The following is a 24,368-nucleotide window of genomic DNA, read 5'->3' as shown; positions in this document are numbered from 1 at the left end:
GGTTGGCAGCGTATTATGGTTCCCAGGGACTCGCGTACCTTAGTACAGCATATTACGTGACCAGGCTTAACTTCCGGGTTCGGAATGGGACCGGGTGTAACACTGGTGCTATGGCCGCCAAAACCCACAAACAATTACAATGATTTATGAGTTAAGGATTCGGTTGGTTGAACTGTCTGTGTAAAGCTTGTTTCGCTCTGGATTTCGCTTTGGAATGAGAACCCCGACTATAACAAGTTGTTAGTTATAGTTAGTGTTTAGGACCCGGTACTCGTTGTTGTTTTTTGGCGGGTTGGACTTTTAGTGGTTGCAGGCTGAGCACCTCGTTACCTTGGTGTGTACACCTCAACTCTATCTAACTCATCTTTTATGAGTGTCCGTGTGAAAGTCTCTTTTCAGGGTGTTTTTCGGGCTTAGATGCTTTCAGCCCTTACAACTTAGCGTGTGGCTGCCCAGCGATGCCCTGTCGGACAACTGGTAGACTAGTGACGCCGTTGCCTTGTTCCTCTCGTACTAAAAGCAACTTCCCCTCAGACTTTCTTGCACCCCTAACAGATAGTAACCGACCTGTCTCACGACGGTCTAAACCCAGCTCACGATCTCCTTTAATAGGCGAACAACCTCACCCTTGGCAGCTGCTGCACTGCCAGGATGGAAAGAACCGACATCGAGGTAGCAAGCCGCCGGGTCGATATGTACTCTTGCCGGCGACGACTCTGTTATCCCCGGGGTAGCTTTTCTGACATCAATAGCCCTCACTTAGAAGGCGTAGTGGTTCGTTAGGTCCGACTTTCGTCTCTGCCAACCTCATTATGCGGTTGCCAGTCAAGCCAACTTATGCCCTTACACTCTCGGTCGAGTTTCTGACTCGATTGAGTTGACCTTAGAGCGCCCTCGATATTTTTTCGCGGGCGTGCCGCCCCAGCCAAACTGCCCACCTATCGGGGTCCTCATCTCTGAGTTAGGGTCGTAGTCCAAGAAGGGTAGTGTCTCATGAGCCCCTCCACCAAAACTAGCGTCTTGGTTTCGACGGGTCCTACCTACGCTGCACATCCAGGGCCACAACCCAGCGACAGGTTGCAGTAAAGCTCCACGGGGTCTTCACTTCCCATTAGGGGTCCCTAGACTCTGCACTAGGATGTAAAGTTCACCGGCGCGTGGCCAGGGACAGTAGAGCGCTCGTTGATCCATTCATGCAAGCCGCCAATTAAGCGGCAAGGTACTACGCTACCTTAAGAGGGTTATAGTTACCCCCGCCGTTGACAGGCCCTTCTTCCCCTTGAACGAGGTTTTCAGGTACCTGCACTGGGCAGGATTCACTGATCGTACTAGACTTTACAGTTTGGCGATCAGCTATGTTGTTATTAGACAGTCAGCGCTCCCTCGTCACTGCGACCTGCCATCTTCATGGCAGGCACCCCTTATCCCGAAGTTACGGGGCTAATTTGCCGAATTCCCTTGGCCACGGTAAACCGACACGCCTTAGTCTACTAAACTAGGGGCACCTGTGTCGGATCTCGGTACGGTTCTTGCATTCCCTTTTCATGGGCTCCAGGGTGGCATTTCTTACGTCATCACATGTTACCCCGCTTCTCACCATTACGGTTCTCCACGAGGCTATTAGCTTGAACAGGCAGACGAGCCTGCAAATGTTAACCTGAAGCGTTGGTTTCACTATGCAAGAGTACAGGAATATTAACCTGTTTCCCTTTTGACACATTCCGGTTAAGATGTATCTTAGGACCGACTAACCCTCGGCTGACGATCATTGCCGAGGAAACCTGGCCCTTTCGGCGGCAAGGATTCTCACCTTGCTAAGCTGCTACTAATGCCAAGATTTTCGTTTCCAGGTGGTCCACAAGACTTTACAGCCTTGCTTCTACCCACCCGGAACGCCTCCATACGCGATTACCTCTCGGTACGCCTGGGTCTCGGTTGTAGGCTTGAGCCCCGTCCATTTTCGGGGCCCCAAACCTCGACTGGTAAGCTGTTACGCTATTTTTAAAGGGTAGCTGCTTCTAAGCTCACCTCCCAGTTGTCTAGGGCTTGGGACGCCCTTCAGTGTTTACACTTAGCCTACAATTAGGGACCTTAACCCAGGTCTGGGTTGTCTCCCTTACGGACTAGAAGCTTACCCCCCAGCCCGGACTGCCCACAGTCTACAGCGAAAGCCGCTTTGGAGTTTGACAAAAGGACGAGCAGTTTCCCGCCCGGCTCCCTTAATCAGTGCTCTACTCGGCCTCCGGCCTCGTGTGAGGTCATACTACGATATGTTTCTGGAGGAACCAGCTGTTTCCAAGTTCGATTGGACTTTCACCCCTAGGCGTAGGTCACGGGAATGATTTGCACGTCAAAACCCCTAACGATCCTCCACGTAACTTTCGTTACGCTTCAATCTGCCCACGTCTAGATCACCTGGTTTCGGGTCGTACCCTAATGACTCCACGCACTTGTATACGTCGCCTCTCATTGCTTGCAGGCTTGTTGGTTTCCCTACGACTCCCCCACTACTGGGTTAGCCTCGCCATTCGAGTACACTCCTTGGCCCGTTCTTCAAAACGTACGACAAAACATTGGCAACCACTCTCGTACAACAACCTCGCGGTTGCTTCCTTCAAGTGGAAGATCCTTTAATGCCTTGTCCCTCCATCGCCGTCTCGTTTCAGGCTCTTTTAACCTCCCTTCTCAGGGTGCTTTTCAGCTTTCGATCACTCTACTATTGCGCTATCGGTCTCAAGATATTTTTAGCCTTGGAGGTAAGTGTCCCCCAATATTCCCGCGAGATTTCCGACCCACGGTACTCAAGCACACGCTACAACCACCAGATAGCGACTACGGGACTATCACCCTCTACGGTACCCCGTTCCAGGGGACTTAATCTTATATCTGGCCGATTTAAAAAGCGGGCTTAAAACACCACATCTCCCTTCCTCTTACAAGGAGGGATTCAGTTTAGGCTGTGCTGTGTTCACTCGCCGTTACTAACAGCATCACAAAGTTTGTTTTCTCTTCCTGCCCCTACGCAGATGTTTCAACTCAGGGCGTTCCCAACCCTTATCGGGTCAACACAAAAAGTGTTAGGAGTTCCTATTAGGAGATCCACGGATCAACGGTTCCTTGCGCCTCCCCATGGCTTATCGCAGCTTGGCACGTCCTTCATCGGTTCTTGAGCCCAGCCATTCACTAGACGGCATAGCAACGCCAAAAGACAATCGGAATTACCGAATCTTATCTCTTTGCAGTAACTAAACTATGCTAACATTAATTGCTATTATCGGAACATATTCACATTCCAATACAGCGTCCAGAGCAAAAATTCCTTTACACAGCATCATCGATCGCAAACTGGAAAGAAGACCAACTATTTTTTAGATCCCTTATTTGCGAACATCAACCCTTCCCACATAAACCCCAGTCTACGTGGTGCACCGATCATCTGTGAACTTTTAGATGAATATTACTACGTTATTTTCGCTTGCAACACTTTCCTTGTTTTGGGGTGTTGCGAGCTCCATACAAGTCGTGCTTCCTATTTAAGGATTACGCCCAGTGTATGGTAGTGGACTTGCTGGGATTTGAACCCAGGGCCTCCGCCTTGCAAAGGCGGCGCTCTTCCAACTGAGCTACAAGCCCCCGAGGCAATCAAGGCCTGGCACTGCGCTGAGCAGCTCCAGCAAACCATTCATACTTGATTGGTTGTTTATCGACTCCCCGACTGGTGACATAGGATCTTGATTCTATTAACCCGTTTTGGGGTTGTTCGTGTCCTGGGGACACGATTCGTTAGGAGGTGATCCAGCCGCAGATTCCCCTACGGCTACCTTGTTACGACTTAACCCCCCTTACAGAGCATGAATTCGAGCCTCTCAATGAAAGAGGCCCTCATTCAAACCCCACTCGGGTGGTTTGACGGGCGGTGTGTGCAAGGAGCAGGGACGTATTCACCGCACTGTTTTGAAATGCGATTACTACGGATTCCATCTTCATGAGGGCGAGTTACAGCCCTCAATCCGGACTAAGAACTGGTTTAAGAGATTGACCTCACCTTTCGGTGTCGTTACCCATTGTCCAGTCCATTGTAGCCCGCGTGTAGCCCGGGATATTCGGGGCATACTGACCTACCGTCGACCACTCCTTCCTCTGACTTAGCGCCAGCGGTCTCCACCGTGTACTCACCATCTATTTCTAGAAGTGTTAGCAACAGTGGATATGGGTCTCGCTCGTTGCCTGACTTAACAGGACGCCTCACGGTACGAACTGACGGCGGCCATGCACCTCCTCTCAGCTAGTCCGGCAAGGTCTTCAGCCTGGCCTTCATACAACTGTCGATCCCGGTAAGCTGTCCGGCGTTGAGTCCAATTAAACCGCAGGCTCCACCCGTTGTGGTGCTCCCCCGCCAATTCCTTTAAGTTTCAACCTTGCGGTCGTACTTCCCAAGTGGCTCGCTTCACGGCTTCCCTACGGCACCACAACAATTCACGATTGTTGTGACACCTAGCGAGCATCGTTTACGGCTAGGACTACCCGGGTATCTAATCCGGTTCGTGCCCCTAGCTTTCGTCCCTCACCGTCGGACCTGTTCTGGTAAGACGCCTTCGCCACCGGTGGTCCCCAAAGGATTACAGGATTTCACTCCTACCCCCTGAGTACCTCTTACCTCTCCCAGTCCCAAGCAATGTAGTATCTCCTGGCCGCCCAACGGTTAAGCCGCTGGATTTCCCAAAAGACTTGCAAAGCCGGCTACGGACCCTTTAGACTCAATAATATCGGCCACCACTCGAGCCGCCGGTATTACCGCGGCGGCTGGCACCGGTCTTGCCCGGCCCTTGCTAACCACCGTTTTTTAGACGATGGGACAGCCCACCAAAATGATGAGCACTCGATGTTCCCCTATCGCAGTTGCCTGCATTGTAGAGTTTTCGCGCCTGCTGCGCCCCGTAGGGCCTGGATTCGTGTCTCAGAATCCATCTCCGGGCTCTTGCTCCCACAACCCGTACGGATTACAGGCTTGACGGTACGTTACACCGGCAACAACCTAATCCGCCGCAGACCCATCCAAAGGCCCCGGAAGTTTCAACCACAAAACCTTCCAGTATTTGTGACCTATCCGGTATTATCCCCAGTTTCCCGGGGTTATCCCGAACCTTTGGGCAGGTTGTCCACGTGTTACTGAGCAGTACGCCGAGGCCATGACGCCTCTCGACTCGCATGGCTTAATCGAACACCGATAGCAGTGACCTCTGGCAGGATCAACCAGAATTAAGCACACAAAAGCTTATCTATTTTAATCCCACACAAGAGAAGTCTAAAATCTTAGTTCAAGGAATCAGATGCGGTACACCAACACACAGATTACCATGTGCATGTACACACACTAACTTATGTACTAACATTCAATATACTTCAACTGGTGAAATGACAAAACCCAAATCACCAATCAAGGAAATATCGAACAACCAACCAACATCAAAGCCACGACCACACCACAAAAAGGTGCGCCCCTCAGCTCCTCATTATGAGATTTATGATTCCCCGCAATTTATGCGGGATTGTACAAATGCCATTCTTAGTATTTATAGTTTTGCATTCGTCCGTTCGGAGAACCGAAACTTATGGCATATGTACCACGATATTAATCAAATATCGTGCCATTTTTTACTCGCACTTAAGCGCTGTCTTGCGACATGCCCCGTGCGGGAACACACATATACCGCATTAGTATTTATAGTTTTTCATTTGCCGGTCAGACGAATGAATAAAATGAGTATATTTACTATGGGCTAATGCAGATTTTTTAGCCGCTCTCCACCCTGCGCCGGATAGCAGGATCCTCCACCATTAAATCGTGCAGTACCTGCTCCGGAGTCTCTCCCGGGGCCAGCGGACGTTTGAGATATACGCCGGTCCGTCCCACGTCAGCCCTCCGCTCCAGGACTCTGAGCCGCTCTTCGACGATCTGCTGGCCTACTTTGAGCTTTCTGGCTACCGTGCCGGGGGAGAGGTCGGACAGGGGGGTCTCGATGTGGCCGGCGGGGGTGGGCTCTATGAGCATGAGGCGCTTGTCCACGCCGGGAGAGCGTTCGCCCTTGCGGAGCCTGGCGAGGTCTGCCGAGCCGCCGAACCGGTAGAACTCAAGTTCCACTTCTCTCGGGGATATCAGTGGGAAGGTGACTGTCGTGTTGTCCTCCAGCTCGACGTTGGCTTTCACCAGCGCCCGGGGAGTGGCCTGGACGATGGAAACTCCGAGGATGCCTGCCGGCTCCATGCAGAGCGAGACTGTTACCGAACTGACGACTGCAGGGATGAAGATGTCGATATCGCTGGCAGGCCTGACGTCACCCCGGGCTACGCTGCCGAAGACGAAGCCGTCGAGCTGGCAGGCTTCGAGCAATCCAAGTACTTCGATGGCCCGGGCTCGCTTCTCTTCCAGCAGCTTCCACCGGGCCTCGTCGTAGATGACTTCCCTGCGCTCGCCCATCTCCGCGGTTTTACGCCTCATTGTCTGCCAGTCTCTTTTCCGACCCATTCCAGATAGGGGCCGTGGCCGTCTGCGATGCGCCAGGAGGTGATGCAGGGGATCTCGTAGCTGTGGAGCTCTTTGATCCTCCTGATGGCGGCAGGCACCAGCTCAGTCCTCGTCTTGCAGATCATGGCGACTTCGCTGCCTTCCTCTATGTTGCCCTCCCACCGGTAGACGGAGGATACCACGAATAGGTTGGCGCAGGCGATCAGGCGCTCCTCGACCAGATAGCGGGCGATCCGCCCGGCCTCTTCCATGTCCCTGGCGATGACGTACACAGCTGAAAACATAGTAACCTTGCACCTCGTTCTGTGCAAGTACAGGTTAAAGGGGCGTGCTTAAAATAATTTTCCCGGAGGGTCTGGCTGAATGTTTTTATACTAAAAATATAGTAAAGCTACATAGACTGCCTAATATTTAAAGGAGAGACTTTCATTTGGATAACCTTATCTGGGTCGAGTTATTTGTCGGCTTTATCATATGGTGGACAGCCGTCACCATTCTGAACAAGGCGGGTGTGCTCAAACGCTATAATATTACAGCGTACGGCCCGCTCATCATGTGGAGAACCTACCGCGGCCAGAAGTTTCTGGATATGCTGGCGTCCCCGGCGAAGTTCTGGAAAGCGCTGATAACGATATGCATGCCGCTGGTGATCATATCGATGGTGCTGATGCTGCTCATGGTCCTGCTGACCAGCGTCATCATGATCTTCAGCACTCCGGTTCCCAGCCAGGTGAACGCCCCGCAGAACATCCTCGCCATCCCGGGTGTCAACGAGTTCATACCGTTCATCTGGGGCTGGCTGGCCCTGATCGTGGGCATGGTCGTCCACGAGTTCGGCCACGCCATCATGGCCAAGGCTGAGAAGATCAAGGTCAAGTCTCTGGGCCTGCTCCTGATCCCGGTGCCCCTGGGCGCCTTCGCGGAGATCGACGAGGAGGAGATGTTCGGCACGAAGTCGGAGAGCGGCACGGCCGAGATCCTGGGCCCCATGGACACCAAAGCCGAGGGGACCGGCAACCGCAAAGCCTCCAGCATGGCGCTCATCCGCATCCTGAGCGCGGGCGTCATCTCCAACATCCTGATCGCCATCATCGCCTTCGCGCTGCTGTTCGGCCCGGTGCTCGGAGCCATCGCGGCGACCAACACGGAAATGGTAGTCCTGAACGTGGCCCCCGGCTCTGCAGCGGACGTCGCGGGCATCCACAAGAACACGATCATCAAGTCCGTGGACGGCACTGAAGTGACCACCCCTGACCAGCTCAACAGCTACCTGAAGAGCAAACAGGGCAGTACCGTGACCGTAGAAGGCATGTCAGGCGATAAGCTGATCAGCTATACGATGAACGTCGGCGACACGAGAGGCATCTACATCCTCGGCGTCATCCCCGGGCTGCCCGCGGAAAAGGCAGGCATAAGCTCCAATGATCGGCTGCTCTCGATCAACGGCACGGCCATCAACTCGTACGCAGACTACAACGAGTACATGAAGAACACCGTCCCGGGCCAGGTGCTGACGCTCGGCATGATCGACGGCCAGGGCAACCCGGTCGAGAGGACGATCACGCTCAGCAGCGGCGTAGAGCCTAAGGGCTATATGGGCTTCACAGGCACCGACCTGTCCGATAACCCGCTCGGCATCATGGTAGGGACGTTCAACGCCCAGAACCACATCGAGATGCTCCGCGGCCTGCCGGCGCCCACCGGAGACAGCCTCGGGCAGAAAGCGATGAGCATGATCACCGGGTTCTTCATCATCTGGATCATGCCGGTCTGGGAAGTCACCGGAGGCATGACGGGCTTCAACGTATTCCAGAGCGACCTCGCCAGCCTGTACTACCCCGTGGGCTGGGCCGAACCCCTGGGCGGCGGCATCCTGTACATCGCGCTCGCGCTGTTCTGGATCGGCTGGCTGAACATCAACCTGGCCATCTTCAACTGCCTGCCCATGATTCCGCTGGATGGAGGCCACCTCTTCCGGGAGATGGCCCGCAAAGGCCTCAGCTACATCATCAGGGACACTGCGAGGGTGGATCAGATCTCCAAGACCGTCGTCAACATCTTCTCGGTCGTGCTGATCTCGTCCCTCGTCTTCGTGATGGTGGCGCCCTACATCGTCCATGGGCTGTAAGCTTAAGGGAAATAAGATAACGCGGGCATTATGCCCGCCCCCCTACTTTTTGCTGTTAGAAAAGATTAGAAAAGAAATGTTTTTTATTTTCTGGCCATCTTAAGCACGCCTTTGCTCACCAGCAAGTTCAGCACATAGTTCTGGAGGAGGGTGAGGATGAGCACGAGCACGAGGGCGATGACCATTGTGGGCCAGAAGCCGTACTGCTGGGACAGCACGGGCATGAGGCCGTAACCGACGCCGATGATGAAGGCGAACGCGAGCGAGTAGACGGCGCTGTAGATGGCTCTGGACTTCTGGTCGCCGTATTTCATGTAGAAGGGCGTCAGGAAGTAGCTGAGCAGAAAGAGGAGCACCCACGAGCCGAGGAAGACGACGACGGTGGTGGTGAGAAGACTTGGATAGTCCACGGTTACCATATTGATCAATCCATACAAGACCACGGCAGATGATAAAGTTAATGCCGCCGCCTATGCGGCGACGTACGTCCGGCGCTTTTCCTCGGGGCTGTCGGAGATCGGGGCCCAGAACTTCTGGTAGTCCTCGATGGTGCCGGGGAACTCGGCGTGCAAGGCCTTTCCCGGGCATACCCTGATGCACTGGAAGCAGTGCATGCCGCCGATGCACGTCCAGCTGAACTCGGGGAACGCTTCACCGGAGGTGATACTTTTAGTGGGGCACGATTTCTTGCAGGTCTCGCAGAAGAGGCACTGTTTATCGTCGAAGACGATCTTGCCCTGCACATTCTTGAAGATGCTCCTGAGCACCTCTTGCCGGGGCTTATTCCGGCTGCCGACGAAGAATTCGTTGGTGCTGGCCAGCTTTTCCGGGTCGAGGCTGCGGCCGGACCTGAGGGCGTCCAGGATTTTGCCGGCGAACTCGTCGACGGCGTTCATATCGGTGCCGTCAGGCCTGCCGGCGTTGATCCGGAGGGCGATACCCTGGGGGTAGTTGTCCGCTCCCTCTATTTTGAGGCCGCCGAGGAACCTGTAGCCCTTCTTAGCCAGCGCCGATGCCGCATCGTAGAGGCTGTCTCCCGCGGTGGCGCCGCCGTAGGTGGTGAACACGAAGGCGCCGGTGCCGTCTGCTTTGTCCAGCCCGGCGATCATGTCCAGGACAAACTGCGGGGGGTATCCGAAAAAGGTGGGGAAGCCGATGCCCAGCAGGTCCACTCCCTGCAGTGCCTCCGGAAAGTCAGCCACGTCCTCGAAGAGGAGCGGGGTCACTTCGTAGCCCGCCCGCTGGAGCTGGTCGGCCAGCTCGTAGGCGACCTTTTCAGTGTTGCCGGTCTGGGAGAAGTAAACGATAGTTGCCCTCATGGGAATCGCCTTACAGGAATTTGCTCGTCAGGTCGGCGACCATGACGTAGTTCTCCGCCACGCAGGAAAGCGGGTTGTCGTCCCTGAAGCACTGCTTGTCGAGCTGCTTCGTCGGGTCGGCGCCGGGCCAGATGCGCCAGCTGTCGTTGTCGATCACGTCAGCTATGACAATTTTGCCGTCGGACTGGCGGCGGCCGACCTCGATTTTAAGGTCGACGAGGGCGACTGGACCGTAGGCGGTCTCTACCTTTTTCCACGCCTCTTCGAGCGCCAGGAAGCAGGGCAGCATGATCTTGTTGACGATTTCGTCGAACTCGGCCTCTGTGCAGGGCGGCTGCGCCTCCATGAGGGGCTCGCCTTCCACGGGCTTCTTCGCAGGGTACAGGAACCAGTGGCCGTCCTTGACCTGGATGTACGGGTCGGTGTAGACTCCCTCCGCCCACTTGCCGTTCTTGAGAAACTTTGCCCGGGCCTCTTCCTCTCCCGTCTGGTAGGGCCTGTCGGTGATGGGCCGGGCTATTACTGACTGCTTGTGGAACAGCTCCCACACCGGCGTCTCGAATCTGTGGGGCCTGTCGCCCTTGAACTGGGGATTCCGGTACAGGTAAGAGCCCCACGCGTACCGCCTGACGACCAGCTCGAGAGGCAGCATGTCGCACCCGTAGCAGAGCAGCTCGTTCGGCGAGGCCCGGCGGATGAAGGCCGTGGGCAGGCCTTTCTTGTTCAGCAGCGAGAATACGTTAGCCGCCTGAGTCGTCTTATGGATGCCGATCTCGTGGATGGTCTCCTTCTTTGCGGCATCCCCGCCCGTGAGGACATCCTGCGTCTCGAGTAAAACAGTATGCGGCTCCGGGCCGGGCTTCACAATCTTAGTCTTCCCTTTCGCGATGATCATGATAACAGCTCCCGTGCTCTCCAGTGGAGCGACTTCGGGTTCCTGTATTCTATGATCGCCCGGTTACATAAATAGTCTATGATGGGGCGATAAATGCGAAGCCGGGCAAGCCAGGGAAAATGAACGTCCGGGGATAGCGTTGCAGAAAAGAGGTGACAGGCAGAGGTCCTGTCACGTTCCCTGCTCTATGGAAAAATCGCGGCACCATCCTCAAGGTTACTGATAGTAGGAACTGCCAAGGCCGACGCCGGGCGTGCCGTAGCCGGTGGTACCGACACCATAGCCGCCGAGGCCAGATGTGCCTACACCGTAGTTACCGAGGCTGGAGCCGATACCGCAGCTACCGGTGCTAAGGCTGGGTAAATAGCTGGACGTGCCGAGACCGTAGCTGCCGAGGCCGAGGCCGGGTGTACCAATACCACAGCTACCGAGGCCAGACCCCAGGCCATAGCCACCGAAGCCAGCGCCGGGAATGCCACAGCTACCGAGCCCGAGACCGGATACTCCAAGGCCTGGCGCTCCGAAGCCGCAAGGCGAGGGCGCGCATAAGGGCGCTGCGGGAACAGCGGCCGGAACAGGGGCCGGAACCGCTGCCGGAACGGGCACGGGCACGGGCACCGGGTATCCGAAGAGGCCGAACGGGAAGAGGCTGCCCCCGCAGCCGAACGGCCCGATCCAGGCCGCAGCGGGAGCGGCAAACGTCAGGACAGCCAGAGCTGCCAGGCTAAAAATTACTATTTTCTTTAAATCCATTGAATTCCCCCTACGCTTGAAACTGCTCCACTTATGGATAAAAAAGCAAATGTGAGTAATTATCGAAAAGCCGGCTGTTTTACTTGATTAGATTCAAAAACAGCTCGCTGATGGAAGATTGTGCCGGGGGCGGACGGGTCGATGCCGGCCGCCGCCACGGACCTTTCATTTACTCGTTTACGGCCCGTTATCAACAGAAACCGAAGCCGCCCAGCCCCAGGCCAAAGCCTGCCAGGCCGAGGCCGAATCCCGCCAGCCCCAGTCCGACAACCGCACTCTGGCCCAAAAAACGGTATCCGCTGCCGCGTTCCCGGCCTTACAGCCGAAAAGCCGTTAAGATTATATGTTATAACCCTAACAATAACGTGACGCGACTCTTATATAAGAGTTGTAATGCCGTCTGGATGGTACTATATGGTCAAAATAACGGACACGATCCTGCGCGATGCGCACCAGTCACTGGCTGCGACGCGGATGAAAACCGACGATATGCTCCCGGTTGTGGAAAAGCTGGACCAGGTAGGCTTCTATTCTCTCGAAGCCTGGGGAGGGGCCACTTTCGATACCTGTATCCGGTTCCTCAATGAAGACCCGTGGGAGCGGCTGAGAAAGATCAAGGGCGCTGCGAAGAACACTCCGATACAGATGCTTCTCCGGGGCCAGAACCTCGTGGGCTACCGGCACTACTCCGACGACGTCGTGGAGAAGTTCGTCGAGCTGGCGGCTAAGAACGGCGTGGACATTTTCAGGGTTTTCGACGCGGTCAACGATATCCGGAACATGGAAGTGTCCATCAAGGCTGCGAAGAAGGCGGGCAAGCAAGTTCAGGGTACCATCTGCTACACTATCAGCCCGGTGCACACCAACGACGCGTTCGTGGCCATGGCCAAAGAGCTCGCGGCGCTCGAGTGCGACTCCATTTGTATCAAGGATATGGCAGGCCTGATCGGGCCTAAGGACGCGGCCGATCTGGTGCCCCGCCTGAAGAAGGAAGTGGGCCTGCCCGTAGACCTGCACTGCCACTGTACCAACGGCATCGCCCCGATGAGCTACTATGCAGCCATCGAGGCAGGCGTGGACATCGTCGACTGCGCCATGTCCCCGTTCAGCTTCGGCACGTCCCAGCCGGCCACGGAGACCATCGTGGGCGCCCTTATCGGGACGAAGTACGACACTGGCCTCGACTTGAAGCTGCTGGCGGAGATCGCCGAGTACTTCCTGAAGGTCAGGGAGAAGTACGATGCCATCATCGACCCCATCACAGAGAGAATCGACGTCAACGTTTTAGTGTACCAGATCCCTGGCGGAATGCTCTCCAACCTCGTATCCCAGCTCAAGCAGCAGAATGCCATGAGCAAGTACGATGCCGTGCTCAAGGAAGTTCCCGTCGTGCGCAGGGAGCTCGGCTACCCGCCCCTCGTGACGCCCACCAGCCAGATCGTGGGCACCCAGGCGGTGCTTAACGTGGTGCTGGGCGAGCGGTACAAAGTCATTCCCAAGGAAGTCAAGGACTACGTCAAAGGCCTGTACGGCAGGGCCCCCGGCCAGATCGACCCGGAGGTGCAGAAGAAGGTCATCGGCGAGGATCAGCCCATCACCGGCCGGCCGGCCGACCTGCTGGCCCCCGAGATGGAGGAAGTGCGGAAGAAGGTCGACGAGCTCGGCCTGGCCAGCGTGAAGGAAGAGGACTACCTGACTTATGCCCTGTACCCGCAGATCGCCGAAAAGTTCCTGAAAGGCGAGATTGTCGCGGAGCAGATCAAGCCCAAGGCACAGTCGCTGCCCTCGAAGCTGGGCCCGAACGCCCAGAAGTTCCTCGTGGAGCTGGACGGCAAGGTCATGGAGATGCGCATCGAGGCCGTGGGCGCTCCCGCAGGCGCGATGCCGCTGTTCGCCCAGGCTAAGACAATGGAAGCCGCAGCGCCGGAGCCGGTAGTCGAAGGGGACGTGGACGGCGGAGTCATCAGCCCCATGCAGGGCACCATCCTGAAGGTCAACGTGAAAGTAGGAGACACAGTCAAGAAGGGCGACGTGGTAGCGGTCCTCGAGGCCATGAAGATGGAGAACGACATCGTGGCTCACAGCTCGGGCACCGTCAAGGCCGTGTACATGCAGAAGGGCAAGAACGTCGACGCCAACGCATTGCTGGCGGTCATCGAATAGACGGGCGTGGGGACATGTTCAACAAAGTACTGATCGCCAACCGCGGCGAAATTGCGCTGCGAGTCATCAGGGCCTGCAGGGAACTGGGCATCCAGTCTGTGGCCGTCTACTCCGAGGCGGACGCGAAGTCCCTGCACGTCAAGCATGCTGACGAAGCTTACTGCATAGGGCCGCCACCGGCCAAGAGCAGCTACCTGAACACCGACGCGATCATCGAAGTCGCCACGGATTCAGGCTGCGACGCCATCCACCCCGGCTACGGTTTCCTGTCGGAAAACGCCCCCTTCGTGGAGTCGGTCCGCAAGGCAGGAATTGAGTTCATCGGGCCCTCAGCATCAGTGATCAAGAAGCTGGGCGACAAGACCGTGGCCCGGAACACCATGAAGAAGGCCGGACTGCCCCTTATCCCCGGCTCGCCGGGCACCCTCAAGAGCGAGAACGAGGCCATCGAGCTGGCCAACCGGTTCGGCTACCCGTGTATCATCAAGGCCTCGGGTGGAGGCGGCGGCAGAGGCATGCGATTAGTGTTCTCGGACGCCGACGTCCCCGACGCCTTTCACAGCGCCAAACGCGAGGCGGAGGCGTTCTTCAACAACGGCGACGTCTACATGGAAAAATACCTGGAGGAGCCCCGCCATATCGAGTTCCAGATCATCGCTGACAAGAGCGGCAACGTCGTCCACCTGGGGGAGAGAGACTGCTCCATCCAGCGCAGACACCAGAAACTGCTGGAGGAAGCCCCGTCTCCGAGGATGACGGCAATGCTCAGGGAGACCATGGGCAACGCGGCCATCCAGGGTGCGAAAGCGGTCAAATACGAGAACGCCGGCACCTTCGAGTTTTTACTGGACAAGTACGGCAACTTCTACTTCATGGAGGTCAACACCCGCATCCAGGTAGAGCACCCGGTCACCGAGCTGGTCACGGGCATTGACCTGGTCAAGCAGCAGATACTTGTCGCTGCGGGCGAAGAGCTGCCGTTCAAGCAGAGCGACATCAAGATCAACGGCCACGCCATAGAGTGCAGGATTAACGCTGAGGACCCTCAGGAGAACTTCTTCCCGTCCCCGGGCAAGATCACCATGTACAACCCGCCCGGAGGCCCGGGCGTGAGGCTGGACGGCATCTCCTACACGGGCTACGAGATTCCCCCGTATTACGATTCGATGGTCGCCAAGCTTATCGTGTGGGACTCGAACAGGCAGGGCGCTATCAACCGCATGCGCCGGGCGCTGGACGAGTACACCATAGAGGGCGTAAAGACCACCATCCCGTTCCACAAGATGATCCTGTTCAACGCCTACTTCAGGAAAGGCGAGTACAGCACGAACTTCATCCCGAAGCGCATCCTGAACGAGGACAAGCTAATCCCGAAGGAGATCAAGAAATGCCTCAAGACGAAGGTCTTCGGGCACAAGATCCACTACTTCGAGGAAGTAGCGTCCACGAACCGGATCGCCAAGGAGATGGCGGCGACGGGAGCCGAAGAGGGCACCATGATCCTCGCAGAGACCCAGAGCGGCGGCATCAAGGGCCGCATCGGCAGAGAGTGGATCTCGCCCTTCGGCGGCGTCTCCTTCTCGCTGGTGCTCCGGCCCAAGGCAGCCCCCCGCAACGCGTCCAAGATCACGCTGGCGGCGGCCTCCGCCGTCTGCAAGACGATCAGGGAGATGTACGGCCTCGATGCCCGGATCAGCTGGCCCAACGACGTCCTGATCGGCGGCCGCAAAGTCTGCGGCATTTTGACCGACATCGCCATGGACGTCAACTCGATCAAGTACATCGTGCTCGGCTTCGGCGTCAACGTCAACGTGGAGATGCTCTCCTTCCCCACCAAGATCCAGAAGTCGGCCACCTCGATCAAGGAAGAGCTGGGCAAGACAGTTTCCCGCAAGGACTTCATCGACGCCCTGCTACGGGAATTCGAGATCCAGTACGAGCACTTCAACGAAGGCAGGTACGAGGAAATCCTGACCGGGTACAAGAGCCTGATCTATCCGCTGGGCAGCCGGGTCATCGTCAAAGATCAGGACAACCTGTACGAAGGAATCTCCGTCGACATCACCGAGGACGGCGCGTTCGTGATGAAAGCCAAAGACGGCTCCCTCATGACCTTCATGACCGGGGACGTGCACGCCCACCCGGACGAGATTATAAAGAAGCCTGCGCCTCAGCCTTCGTAAGTTTTAGAGGGGGTGTCGGGGGAACCTTTTCCAAAAAGGTTCCCCTGACTCTCGACACCCGAACAAGCCCCGAAGGGGCACTGGAAAGCGATGTTTTTGAGGGGGCGCAGGGGGAACTTTTTACTAAAAAGTTCCCCCGTACGCTAATTTTGGTAAAGATTTTTAATGCGTCTTTAACTTAAATCGGTATGAGTAATCGTAGATACCCGAGGTATGGCACTCTGTGCTTGGCCACACCCATGACCCACTCTTCTCTCACCGGCTCCAGCGGGCAGATGCCGGAATCCGGATATTGATCATACCGGCCGCCGTTGTTGTCGCCGAGGGTGATGTACCCCGAATGGGGGGCTGGCGGTCCCCGGGGCCACATGGGCTCGGATTCGTTGACCCAGTAGATGGCCCTGTGAATGACGGGGGTGACGTCGGTCCGGCCGGACGGCCGGTACACGATCACGTCGCCGTAGCCGCCGTAGGTCATGTAGCCGGTGATAAACGAGTCGTGGGCGGTGTGTATGCCAGCCTTGCCCGGGCTCTGGATGAACACCTCGTCTCCCCGGTGCATGTGGGGCTCCATGCTGGAGCTGATGATGCTCACCGCGGGGGGCCAGGTGCCTGCGTAGCCGTAGAGGACGACGATCAGCGTCAGAAATAGTATGATCGCCGGGAGAATTTCCACGGCAAGCCTGGCTGCCGGGTGAATCTTGGACGGGTCGTTGTCCGGGTAACGAGAAATCATGTCAGCTCTTTGATAAATGCCAGCCAGTTCTGGGCGTCTTCAATCCTGCGCCTGTTGACCGTGTGCCGTATGGTACACCGGTCCTTTTTACCGACCAGGCTTTTGAGGCTCATGATAGCCCGGAGCAGGCCTGCGGCTTCCTTGTAGATCTCCTTTGCCTCTTCGAGGGTGAGGTCGTTGTTGTGCAGGATCTCCTCGTCGGCCTTCTCGTGCTTAATCAGTTGCCAGATGAGCCTGCGCACGTCCTCTTTCTCATCTTCGGTCAGGCAGTCCTTGGAGAGCAAGTCCCAGACGATGTCGTGGAGGGGCAGTTTCTGGCCTTTGAGCTCGAACTCCAGCGGGGTCATCACGCCCACCCAGACGAGCAGGCGGTGCAAGCGAAGCTCCAGATCACGGCGCTCTTCCGGGGTGATCATCCGCTTCTCCGGCGGGATGAGCACCTGCGGCGCCGCTGGCCTGAGAAGCTCTTTTTTGAGCTTGCGGACGTCGCGGAGAACTTCTCCGGGCTTCGTGCCTTTGATGGCACTCATGGACTGGCGGTCGAGGGTCTTCTGAATAGAGAGGCCTCCGGTGGTTTCTCGCTGATTAAAAAGATAGTAAAAGGGGAAATAATTATTTCAGCTTCTTCTCGAGCTTTTTCAGCTTCTTCTTCGCAGAATCGCTGCCGGCTGCTGCCTGCTTGGCGAGCTCTTCTGCTTTTGCCTTCTGCACTTTCTTAAGCTTTTCCATCTGTTTCTTGCTTGTAGGCATAATAATCACCCGCCGGGTCTCAAGCTTTGTTTCAGCTTTTCACCCAGCCTTAGTTGTAAAACGGCTCCAAGGATTATGTACATTCCGGTCACGATCAGGGTCAGCACAGGGTCAAAGACAGGGACGGGGAAGCCCACGACTGACTGCATGATCGCGTCGATGATGGCCATGAAGTTGAAGGTGCCGTGCATCACGATGGCGATCGGCAGCCCCAGGAAGAATCCCGCAAACCCGAAGCTGCGCAGCGATCTCCGGGATTTCAGGAACCCGATGGCCCCGCCGGTGGCCGCGGTGAAGCACCCGTGGGCGAGGGAGCACAGGATGGACCGGTACAGAATATTGAAAGCCCATGGGCCGAGGCCTTCTACCGAGACCGGGTTGGCGTTGGCGGCGAAGTAGAGCCAGTTCTCGACCACGGCGAAACCCATGCCAACCGCAAAACCGTACAGGATGCCGTCAAAGGTATCGTCGAACTCGTGGTGGCCGGATACGATGAGCAGCCCCAGACCTTTCGCGGTCTCCTCCACGACAGGAGCGACGACGACGGCCGTGATCAGCGTGGCGATGCCCGAGCCGAGGAGCAGGCTGCCGAACAGGTCCAGCGTCGTGTTGAGGAAGAAAGATATGAAGGTCGCGAGGATGCCCCACATGAACATGGCGATGAGGAACCGGAAAGGCTCCCGCTCATAGTAGTCTGACACCCAGCAGATCACCAGGAAGATGACCGGCATGAAGATGGCGGCGACTCCGCCGATGACGAACACCAGCAGGCCGATATCCGAGGGCAGGGTGGCTATGGCAATGATGAACACGAAGAGGATGAGGATCGCCCCGAGGAACAGCTCCATACCCCAGAAGAAGGGGTGCACCAGGATGTTGGCGATCTTCTCCGCCAGCGGCCTCGCTTTCATGAGCGGGAAGAAGAGAGTCCACCAGGTGTACTCCCCCTTGTCGACTTCCTCATGCGTGGTGGCCGCCGCCACTGCGATCACACCTGCCATAACGATGAGGAGCACCGCGAGCATGACCACTGCGATAAACATGCCGACCACCGAGAGGGAGGACCTCAGGGTGTTTTCATACTCGGTCCAGTCCTCGGTCACAGAGAACGTTTTACCCACGTAGCCCGAGGCGGTCTCTCCGATGATGCCGAACCGGTCAGTCTCAGTAGCCTGCCCGGCGTACTTGAACTTGACAGGGTACTCCAGCATGGCACTCCTGCCAGGCTCCACGCTGCCGATCCTGTCCAGCACATTCCACTGGCCGTCCCGGTAGACGGCCAGGTAGACGGCCACTTTCGAGTCGGTCGGATTAGTGACGTCGAACGTCAGGTTCTGAGAGGACGTCGGATCGCTGAAAGCATAGTGCGTCGGGCTGACGAGCCTCACCGATAGAGAGCCATCCTTGAACGAGCCTGCAGGCAACACCTGTTCGGCCAGGCCGTTTTCCGGGCCCTGAGCCTGCGCCACAGTTCCAGACAGAAACAGTAGCAATGCCAGTGCCGGCAGTATGAGCAGCAGCTTTCTTCCCATCACATACACGTGTTCAAGTATGTATTCTGGAGCTTAAAACATTCGTGACCGGTTCAGGGCGACCATGGCCGGCGCACCGCCGGTCGTCCGACCCGTGTCTGGCGGTCGTCCGACCCGCGCCTGGCGGTCGTCTATTTATACGATGAGGGAGACCTCTCTAACGGTGATCTAGTGAAGAAAGCGGTGATAGAGACCGACAAGGGCAAGATCGAGCTGGTCCTGTTCGAGAAAGAAGCCCCCAACACTGTGAAGAACTTCGAGAAGCTGGCGAACTCCGGATTCTACGACGGGCTCAAGTTCCACCGGGTAATCCCCAACTTCGTCATCCAGGGCGGGTGCCCGAGAGGCGATGGCACAGGCGGCCCCGGCTATACGATCAAGTGCGAGATCAACATCCACAGGCACGGCACCGGCGCGCTCTCCATGGCCCACGCGGGCAAGGACACCGGCGGCAGCCAGTTCTTCATCACCCACTCCCCCCAGCCCCACCTGGACGGCGTACACACCGTCTTCGGCCAGGTCGAGAAGGGCATGGACGTGGTCAAGAAGATCCGCCAGGGCGACAAGATGAACAAGGTTACGGTCTTCGAAGCGCCTTAAAATAGCAATGAGCCGGCTGTCGCCGGACACTTCTTTTAATTTTACTCGAAGAGAGCCCGACTACTTCTTGTAGACGGCCCAACTACTTCTCGTAGACGGCCCGGCTATTTTTCATAGACGGCTATCATAGCCTGGCCAACTTCTTCCACGCTGACCGGGTCGAAGCTGTCGTAGAACCGCCTGAGCGTATTCTTATCCATCCAGGATTCGTCCTGGCTGTTGATGCCGTCGTCGTCGATGAGCTTGACGAGGTTCTTCGTGATCCGGTTCCTGCCCGGGACTTCGAAGGGCTCGCAGATGATGACCCGCTTCCTGACATCCCTGAGCACCCGCTCGACGAACTCCTCGTGGCGGGGGTTGATGTGGTGGAGCACGTCCATGACCACGCAGGCGTCGAACTCGTGGAAGCGATCGAATGTAAGGGCGTCCTGTTTCATGACGTTTCTGCCCCGCTTTCTGGCGTGGCGGAGGAAGTTGTCGTTCAGGTCGATCCCGAGATATGTACTGTCGGGGGGAAGGTATTCGAAAAGCTTGCCTGTCCCGCAGCCCACGTCGATCACGCTGTCACCGGCATGCCGGGCGATGTAGCTGTACCGCTTGTGAAGCGTCCGGCCGTGCATCATCGTAATGCCGGCGCTGTAGAGAGAACCCGACCAGTATAAAGGTGACTGCATCCCGACCCAACCCTCAGTTATCTCGACTCTAATGTATAATAAGCCTTTTGATATGAGGGCGTTGACTATGATTTCTACTGACTATAAAATATGCCTGCCATACTGGCCTGTCGGATGATCTCTTTCAAAACCCCGGTATCGACGTCTGCCAGCTTGTTGATATACAGGCAGGATTTGCCCGTCCTGTATTTGCCAAGCCGGCCCAACAAGGGCTGATAATCGGTTAACCCTTTATTAATGTATACAGTCAGGTTCTGCTTGCGGGGCGAGAAGCCTACCGGAAACCAGTCCAGCTCCCTCCCTGTCTCGTACCTCAGGTGGACGTCGCCGAAGCCCACGATGTTCGCGCCCCACATTTTCGGCTCCTGGCCGGTAGCCTCCCGCATGAGTTCGAGCAGGGTAAAGCTCTCCTGGCGCTTCCGCTCGTCCGCTATGCCATTGAGAAAGTCGGTAACGCTTGCCTCGGTCTTTCGGGTTTTGAGCTCAGCCATAGAACATCCTCCAGCCGATCGATCGGATATCTCTCGAACTGTTCTAATTATAAGCATCTCTTCGGCAAGCTATAATCTTTCTCGCTCTTGTCAGCTACCTGCCCCGGGAGACTGCCCGTGCTTTTGCTTTCCGCCCCGGCCTGACCGCGTACTTCAGCTTCGCTATACAGATCTCTGCCGGCATTACCACTTTCCTCAACAGCGGATCGCCGGGGTGCAGCCACCCGCCGTAACTGACCGGCGCCGTTTTCAGTTTCCTCGTGAGGTCGAGGGTAACGTCGGCGACGATGACGCCGTCCTCCTCCGGCCCCAGCCGGGCAAGCAGCGAACCGTCGGAGTCCGAGATGGAGGAATAGCCGGCATTACGGTATACCGCAGGATCAATCAGCCTGCCCAGGATTCCTTCCCAACGCTTCGGCCCTATGGGCCCCACGGCATTGACGAAGACAGATGGAACGCCCAGCATCCTGGCGAAAAGCTGAGAATACCCCTTCACGTTCTCCTGCTGCTCCCTGACATCCTCCTCTTTGACCACTCCTGCGGCCTTGAAAGGTATGGGCCAGGCGTGGGGCATCAGCAGCAGGTCGATCGACTTCTCCTGCATCTCCAGGGGCATGTCGATATAATGGTTGTCGGCACAGATTCCGATGCCGATCCGGCCGATCTCCGTGTCGATGATACGGGAGCCCTCGCCCGGCTTGAAAATGTTGTACTCGGTGTGCACTTTTCGCACCTTACCGGCGATCCTGCCGTCGGGCGATGCCAGCACGTACGTGTTATAGAAGTCCTCCCCTTCGGCCTCCTCGACCCCGATGCCAAGGTAGATGCCGAGCCTCTTCGCCGTCTCCTTCAGCCACTGGACGGTCGGCCCATCCACGGGCTCCGCGGCGATCCACATGCTATTCTCGATCGAGTACCCGGAAGCCGCCATCTCGGGCAGCACCACAAGCTGAGCGCCTTCCCGGGCCGCCTTCTCGATAAGAGGCGTGGCCCGCTTCAGGTTTGACTCCCTCTCGCCTATCTCTGACCTCATCTGGACGGCGGCCACCCTCAGCCGGTTTGTGCCGGCCCGGATATTCTCAGACATATTAAACGCCTCCTTTGCCCTGCGCTTTTCCCGCTTCACCCAGGATCAGCCTGTCGCCGATCTTGTTCAGCATGCCGACGAAAGCCCGGCGCTCTTCGTCGCTGTCCAGGGCCCCGAGCATCTTAGAGGCGCTGGCCAGCCGGACCTGCTGCTGCTCCTTCCTCAGGTCCGCCCCTTTCGCCGTGAGCTTCAGGCCGAACGACCGCCGGTCTCTGCCGCTGATGACGCGTTCGATGAGCCCCTTCTTCTCGAGCCTGTCGATCAGGCCGGTGAGGGTGCTGTTGGGCACGTCCAGGTAATTCCTGAGCTCCTTCAGGATTACGTCGGGCCGGGCCTCGATGAAGGCAAGTATGTGGAGGTCAAGTGGTGTCAGCCCTTCGAAAGCTGGAGACCACGCAGAGGGCCGGTCCACCCTCATCGCCCACATCACTTTCACCAGCCCGGGGAGCAGGGCATGGGCCTCGCTTTCGAGGCAGCATTGTCCGGCCACGACAGAGTTTTCACCGACTTTTTTCACATGAATCACCAACATTCAAATTATTACGTAACTCGTAATTTACTTAATACGTTATAAATTTACCGGTGACACCAGAGCAGCAAACGTCAGGGTAGAATAGCTATTTGGCCCGGGAAGACAAACAGGATTATTATGAAGATCACAGCAGACGCCCTCGAGATGGCCAGAGCCTCGGCCAGGGAATCGGAAGTGCCACTGATCCTGGTGGGCGAGCGCAGCGTAATCACAGACGTCATGATCGCGCCTGACCGCAAAGCTTACGATACCTCTGCAGGCCAGCTGATCAGCATGCTCCCAGTCGGCATCCGCAGGTACGGAAAAGTCGTCACCAAAGCCTCTCAGGACCTGGAGCCCGGCTACAACCTGATCGAGGACGAAAACGGTAACTGGAAGTTTGTGGATGAAGACGGAAAAGAAGTGCAGGTCGAGGTCGTCGAACCTGCGGACGAGAAGACTGACGGATAATCAATCATTCGACGCTCTCGCTCGTCGAAGCCTGGCTGGCCCGGGCGGCGACCATGATGCCCTTGACAGCCTCTGCAGGCCTGGCGGGGTTGTGCTGGACGCTTTCGCTGGTGCGCTCGATCTCCCTCGCCCGCAGTGCCAGTTCTCCTGCTTTGCTGGTGCTGGTGCTGATGCTCTCGGCAATCAGCTCCAGCGTCGAGACGAGATCGTACCTGCCGGTCACGCATTCTACGCTGAGGCTGCCGACGGTCTCATACAGGTCGCTGGTGTCACGCTTGACCTGGTCGATAGTCTGCCGGATGCTGGCGTAAGCCCGGAGCGAGCAGCCCTCGCATCGGTCTCCGGTATACGGGTTCCCCCGTCCGGTCCACCAGAGCTTGTGTGTCGTCTGGTAGTAGTACGTGGTGGCATCCTTCGTCAGGTACCGGCAGTTTGTACAGTCCTGCTTGAGCCAGTCTTTACAGTCCTTTTTCAGGCCGCGTGCGTCCATGGCGTGGTTTTTCTTGCACGTCCCGCTGGACGGCCTGACATGTCTACAGTTTGCACAGGTTTTCATGCTGACAGTACCTCCATTGCTTTGCTAACCGGAGCGTTCTCGAAGATCAGCGCCTCCAGCGCCCGGGCGATCTTGTCAGGCCGATCGCTCTGCCACACGTTCCTTCCGACTGCGACGCCGCAGGCGCCTGCGTCCAGGATGTCCCGGGTCTGCTGCATGAACGTGTTCGCGTCGGTCTTCAGGCCCCCCGCACAGACGACCTTCGACCGCCCGGCCATCTGCACTACCCGCTTGAACGTCTCCTTGTTCCCGGTGTACTTGACCTTGAGCACGTCCGCCCCCAGCTCGAGGCCTACTCTCGCCCCGTATGCGACGATCGTGGGATCGGTGTCGTTGGGCACGTACTGGCCGCGGGGGTACATCCACCCGATCACGGGCAGCCCGTATTCCCTCGCCTCTTCGTGGACCCGGCGGAAATCCTCCATGGCCTTCGATTCGAGAGGCGAGCCGACGTACAGCGTGTACCCCACGGCTTCCGCTCCGAGCTTCACCGCGTAGTCTACAGAGCAGACAACAGGGGAGAAGGGTTCAGTTTTAGCGATGTTGTCCTTCCCGTTGACCTTGACGATCAGGGGTATTTTGCCCGAGAAGTGCTCATGGTACTTCTCGGCCAGCCCCTTGTGAAAGATGAGCCCGGTGAACTTATTCTTGAGCGCTATGTCGATGATATAGCACGGATCGTAGTTCCTGTCGTTGAAATCCTTCGGGCCGTGTTCCAGGCCCTGATCGTAGGCCAGGAACATCGCCTTGCCATCCCTGAACAGACGGGACATGTATTTTTCAGACGCTCCGACCATAGGTATCAGAAAGTCGATTATTGCTACTATAATATATTAGTGAGCAACAGATTTTGCTGAAAAAAGCGGGGTTAGCTATGATTTAATTGGTAATTATAGAATAAATTCATGCCAATCAAGCCCCGATTTAGCCTCTGCTAGTACAACAAACCGGCAAACATCGCTATGATTCAATTTAACTGGCATCATAACGCCA

The 24,368-nt window shown here is 56.8% G+C and carries 21 protein-coding genes, 1 tRNA gene and 3 rRNA genes; 5 read left to right on the top strand and 20 right to left on the bottom strand.

Features of this window, described 5'->3' with window-relative positions; all coding sequences use genetic code 11:
• The 6 genes from rrf to cutA all read right to left on the bottom strand — a co-directional run bounded on the left by rrf (nucleotide 1) and on the right by cutA (nucleotide 6,810).
• A 5S ribosomal RNA gene (rrf, locus tag RCI_RS10390) occupies nucleotides 1-122 on the bottom strand.
• Between the two features lie 158 nt (nucleotides 123-280).
• Nucleotides 281-3,209 (bottom strand): 23S ribosomal RNA (locus RCI_RS10385).
• 351 nt (nucleotides 3,210-3,560) lie between these two features.
• Nucleotides 3,561-3,633, bottom strand: a tRNA-Ala gene (locus RCI_RS10380).
• A 152-nt stretch (nucleotides 3,634-3,785) separates the two neighbouring features.
• A 16S ribosomal RNA gene (locus RCI_RS10375) occupies nucleotides 3,786-5,260 on the bottom strand.
• The 16S, 23S and 5S rRNA genes sit together here with 1 tRNA gene alongside, the layout of an rRNA operon.
• Before the next feature lie 534 nt (nucleotides 5,261-5,794).
• Complete coding sequence (locus tag RCI_RS10370) at nucleotides 5,795-6,499, bottom strand: nucleotidyltransferase domain-containing protein (RefSeq protein ID WP_012036388.1); 705 nt, start codon at nucleotides 6,497-6,499, stop codon at nucleotides 5,795-5,797.
• Entirely contained in the window at nucleotides 6,496-6,810 is a 315-nt protein-coding gene (gene cutA, locus RCI_RS10365) for a divalent-cation tolerance protein CutA (RefSeq protein WP_012036387.1), read from the bottom strand. Before cutA ends, RCI_RS10370 begins: the two co-directional genes overlap by 4 nt.
• A 146-nt stretch (nucleotides 6,811-6,956) precedes the next feature.
• Here cutA and RCI_RS10360 point away from each other — a divergent pair, with 146 nt between their 5' ends.
• A complete protein-coding gene (locus tag RCI_RS10360) occupies nucleotides 6,957-8,654 on the top strand; it encodes a site-2 protease family protein (protein WP_012036386.1) in 1,698 nt (565 codons plus the stop codon).
• 83 nt (nucleotides 8,655-8,737) lie between these two features.
• Here RCI_RS10360 and RCI_RS10355 read toward each other — a convergent pair whose 3' ends face one another.
• The 4 genes from RCI_RS10355 to RCI_RS17045 all read right to left on the bottom strand — a co-directional run bounded on the left by RCI_RS10355 (nucleotide 8,738) and on the right by RCI_RS17045 (nucleotide 11,621).
• A complete protein-coding gene (locus RCI_RS10355) occupies nucleotides 8,738-9,073 on the bottom strand; it encodes a hypothetical protein (protein WP_048198454.1) in 336 nt (111 codons plus the stop codon).
• Nucleotides 9,074-9,124: 51 nt separating this feature from the next.
• Complete coding sequence (locus tag RCI_RS10350; RefSeq protein WP_012036384.1) at nucleotides 9,125-9,973, bottom strand: EFR1 family ferrodoxin; 849 nt, start codon at nucleotides 9,971-9,973, stop codon at nucleotides 9,125-9,127.
• A 10-nt stretch (nucleotides 9,974-9,983) separates the two neighbouring features.
• Nucleotides 9,984-10,868, bottom strand: coding sequence for a phosphoribosylaminoimidazolesuccinocarboxamide synthase (locus RCI_RS10345; protein WP_012036383.1), 885 nt, complete (start codon nucleotides 10,866-10,868; stop codon nucleotides 9,984-9,986).
• Between the two features lie 216 nt (nucleotides 10,869-11,084).
• Nucleotides 11,085-11,621: a hypothetical protein gene (locus RCI_RS17045; protein ID WP_012036382.1), complete on the bottom strand. Its 537-nt coding sequence runs from the start codon at nucleotides 11,619-11,621 to the stop codon at nucleotides 11,085-11,087.
• A 414-nt stretch (nucleotides 11,622-12,035) separates the two neighbouring features.
• Between RCI_RS17045 and oadA the strand changes: the two genes are divergently transcribed.
• Both oadA and accC read left to right on the top strand, forming a co-directional pair.
• Nucleotides 12,036-13,784, top strand: coding sequence for a sodium-extruding oxaloacetate decarboxylase subunit alpha (gene oadA / locus RCI_RS10335; RefSeq protein ID WP_048198453.1), 1,749 nt, complete (start codon nucleotides 12,036-12,038; stop codon nucleotides 13,782-13,784).
• A 14-nt stretch (nucleotides 13,785-13,798) separates the two neighbouring features.
• Nucleotides 13,799-15,967, top strand: coding sequence for an acetyl-CoA carboxylase biotin carboxylase subunit (gene accC, locus RCI_RS10330; RefSeq protein ID WP_012036379.1), 2,169 nt, complete (start codon nucleotides 13,799-13,801; stop codon nucleotides 15,965-15,967).
• A gap of 178 nt (nucleotides 15,968-16,145) precedes the next feature.
• Here the strand turns inward: accC and RCI_RS10325 are convergent, their stop codons facing one another.
• The 4 genes from RCI_RS10325 to RCI_RS10315 all read right to left on the bottom strand — a co-directional run bounded on the left by RCI_RS10325 (nucleotide 16,146) and on the right by RCI_RS10315 (nucleotide 18,985).
• The gene (locus RCI_RS10325) at nucleotides 16,146-16,703 is read right to left on the bottom strand and encodes a S26 family signal peptidase (RefSeq protein WP_012036378.1); all 558 of its coding nucleotides are present in this window, start codon (nucleotides 16,701-16,703) and stop codon (nucleotides 16,146-16,148) included.
• A complete protein-coding gene (locus RCI_RS10320) occupies nucleotides 16,700-17,233 on the bottom strand; it encodes a DUF5788 family protein (protein ID WP_012036377.1) in 534 nt (177 codons plus the stop codon). Before RCI_RS10320 ends, RCI_RS10325 begins: the two co-directional genes overlap by 4 nt.
• 82 nt (nucleotides 17,234-17,315) lie before the next feature.
• Nucleotides 17,316-17,453, bottom strand: coding sequence for a hypothetical protein (locus RCI_RS17185; protein ID WP_173363045.1), 138 nt, complete (start codon nucleotides 17,451-17,453; stop codon nucleotides 17,316-17,318).
• 5 nt (nucleotides 17,454-17,458) lie between these two features.
• Nucleotides 17,459-18,985, bottom strand: a complete 1,527-nt coding sequence (locus RCI_RS10315) for a PrsW family intramembrane metalloprotease (RefSeq protein ID WP_148266725.1) — start codon at nucleotides 18,983-18,985, stop codon at nucleotides 17,459-17,461.
• A 171-nt stretch (nucleotides 18,986-19,156) separates the two neighbouring features.
• On the opposite strand from RCI_RS10315, the gene RCI_RS10310 reads away from it, so the two are divergent.
• Nucleotides 19,157-19,585 (top strand): peptidylprolyl isomerase, encoded by a 429-nt coding sequence (locus RCI_RS10310; protein ID WP_012036375.1) that lies wholly within the window; start codon nucleotides 19,157-19,159, stop codon nucleotides 19,583-19,585.
• A gap of 104 nt (nucleotides 19,586-19,689) precedes the next feature.
• On the opposite strand, the gene RCI_RS10305 is transcribed toward RCI_RS10310, so the two are convergent.
• From RCI_RS10305 to RCI_RS10290, 4 genes are all read right to left on the bottom strand, one after another.
• Complete coding sequence (locus tag RCI_RS10305) at nucleotides 19,690-20,259, bottom strand: class I SAM-dependent methyltransferase (protein ID WP_012036374.1); 570 nt, start codon at nucleotides 20,257-20,259, stop codon at nucleotides 19,690-19,692.
• Nucleotides 20,260-20,333: 74 nt separating this feature from the next.
• Nucleotides 20,334-20,750: a DUF1801 domain-containing protein gene (locus RCI_RS10300; RefSeq protein ID WP_012036373.1), complete on the bottom strand. Its 417-nt coding sequence runs from the start codon at nucleotides 20,748-20,750 to the stop codon at nucleotides 20,334-20,336.
• Between the two features lie 94 nt (nucleotides 20,751-20,844).
• Nucleotides 20,845-21,837, bottom strand: a complete 993-nt coding sequence (locus tag RCI_RS10295) for a carbon-nitrogen hydrolase family protein (RefSeq protein ID WP_012036372.1) — start codon at nucleotides 21,835-21,837, stop codon at nucleotides 20,845-20,847.
• A 1-nt stretch (nucleotide 21,838) separates the two neighbouring features.
• The gene (locus tag RCI_RS10290) at nucleotides 21,839-22,354 is read right to left on the bottom strand and encodes a MarR family winged helix-turn-helix transcriptional regulator (RefSeq protein WP_052309956.1); all 516 of its coding nucleotides are present in this window, start codon (nucleotides 22,352-22,354) and stop codon (nucleotides 21,839-21,841) included.
• Between the two features lie 132 nt (nucleotides 22,355-22,486).
• On the opposite strand from RCI_RS10290, the gene RCI_RS10285 reads away from it, so the two are divergent.
• Entirely contained in the window at nucleotides 22,487-22,819 is a 333-nt protein-coding gene (locus RCI_RS10285; protein WP_012036370.1) for a hypothetical protein, read from the top strand.
• Nucleotides 22,820-22,823: 4 nt separating this feature from the next.
• Here the strand turns inward: RCI_RS10285 and RCI_RS10280 are convergent, their stop codons facing one another.
• Together RCI_RS10280 and RCI_RS10275 are read right to left on the bottom strand one after the other, a co-directional pair.
• Nucleotides 22,824-23,375: a hypothetical protein gene (locus RCI_RS10280; RefSeq protein WP_012036369.1), complete on the bottom strand. Its 552-nt coding sequence runs from the start codon at nucleotides 23,373-23,375 to the stop codon at nucleotides 22,824-22,826.
• A complete protein-coding gene (locus tag RCI_RS10275; protein WP_012036368.1) occupies nucleotides 23,372-24,172 on the bottom strand; it encodes a class I fructose-bisphosphate aldolase in 801 nt (266 codons plus the stop codon). The genes RCI_RS10280 and RCI_RS10275 overlap by 4 nt, the downstream gene beginning before the upstream one ends.
• Nucleotides 24,173-24,368 lie beyond the last annotated feature (196 nt).

The organism is Methanocella arvoryzae MRE50 (assembly GCF_000063445.1).
GTDB classification, from domain to species: Archaea; Halobacteriota; Methanocellia; order Methanocellales; family Methanocellaceae; genus Methanocella_A; species Methanocella_A arvoryzae.
This window is presented reverse-complemented; position numbering and strand designations above follow the sequence as displayed.

Excerpts from the sequence above, each read along its gene's own strand:
- RCI_RS10370 (WP_012036388.1), bottom strand. The coding sequence starts at position 6,499 with ATGAGGCGTAAAACCGCGGAGATGGGCGAGCGCAGGGAAGTCATCTAC.
- RCI_RS10355 (WP_048198454.1), bottom strand. The coding sequence starts at position 9,073 with ATGGTAACCGTGGACTATCCAAGTCTTCTCACCACCACCGTCGTCGTC.
- RCI_RS17185 (WP_173363045.1), bottom strand. The coding sequence starts at position 17,453 with ATGCCTACAAGCAAGAAACAGATGGAAAAGCTTAAGAAAGTGCAGAAG.
- RCI_RS10275 (WP_012036368.1), bottom strand. The coding sequence starts at position 24,172 with ATGGTCGGAGCGTCTGAAAAATACATGTCCCGTCTGTTCAGGGATGGC.
- accC (WP_012036379.1), top strand. The coding sequence starts at position 13,799 with ATGTTCAACAAAGTACTGATCGCCAACCGCGGCGAAATTGCGCTGCGA.
- oadA (WP_048198453.1), top strand. The coding sequence starts at position 12,036 with ATGGTCAAAATAACGGACACGATCCTGCGCGATGCGCACCAGTCACTG.
- RCI_RS10320 (WP_012036377.1), bottom strand. The coding sequence starts at position 17,233 with ATGAGTGCCATCAAAGGCACGAAGCCCGGAGAAGTTCTCCGCGACGTC.
- RCI_RS10350 (WP_012036384.1), bottom strand. The coding sequence starts at position 9,973 with ATGAGGGCAACTATCGTTTACTTCTCCCAGACCGGCAACACTGAAAAG.
- RCI_RS10305 (WP_012036374.1), bottom strand. The coding sequence starts at position 20,259 with ATGCAGTCACCTTTATACTGGTCGGGTTCTCTCTACAGCGCCGGCATT.
- RCI_RS10345 (WP_012036383.1), bottom strand. The coding sequence starts at position 10,868 with ATGATCATCGCGAAAGGGAAGACTAAGATTGTGAAGCCCGGCCCGGAG.
- RCI_RS10325 (WP_012036378.1), bottom strand. The coding sequence starts at position 16,703 with ATGATTTCTCGTTACCCGGACAACGACCCGTCCAAGATTCACCCGGCA.
- RCI_RS10300 (WP_012036373.1), bottom strand. The coding sequence starts at position 20,750 with ATGGCTGAGCTCAAAACCCGAAAGACCGAGGCAAGCGTTACCGACTTT.
- RCI_RS17045 (WP_012036382.1), bottom strand. The coding sequence starts at position 11,621 with ATGGATTTAAAGAAAATAGTAATTTTTAGCCTGGCAGCTCTGGCTGTC.
- RCI_RS10285 (WP_012036370.1), top strand. The coding sequence starts at position 22,487 with ATGAAGATCACAGCAGACGCCCTCGAGATGGCCAGAGCCTCGGCCAGG.
- RCI_RS10295 (WP_012036372.1), bottom strand. The coding sequence starts at position 21,837 with ATGTCTGAGAATATCCGGGCCGGCACAAACCGGCTGAGGGTGGCCGCC.
- RCI_RS10280 (WP_012036369.1), bottom strand. The coding sequence starts at position 23,375 with ATGAAAACCTGTGCAAACTGTAGACATGTCAGGCCGTCCAGCGGGACG.
- cutA (WP_012036387.1), bottom strand. The coding sequence starts at position 6,810 with ATGTTTTCAGCTGTGTACGTCATCGCCAGGGACATGGAAGAGGCCGGG.
- RCI_RS10315 (WP_148266725.1), bottom strand. The coding sequence starts at position 18,985 with ATGGGAAGAAAGCTGCTGCTCATACTGCCGGCACTGGCATTGCTACTG.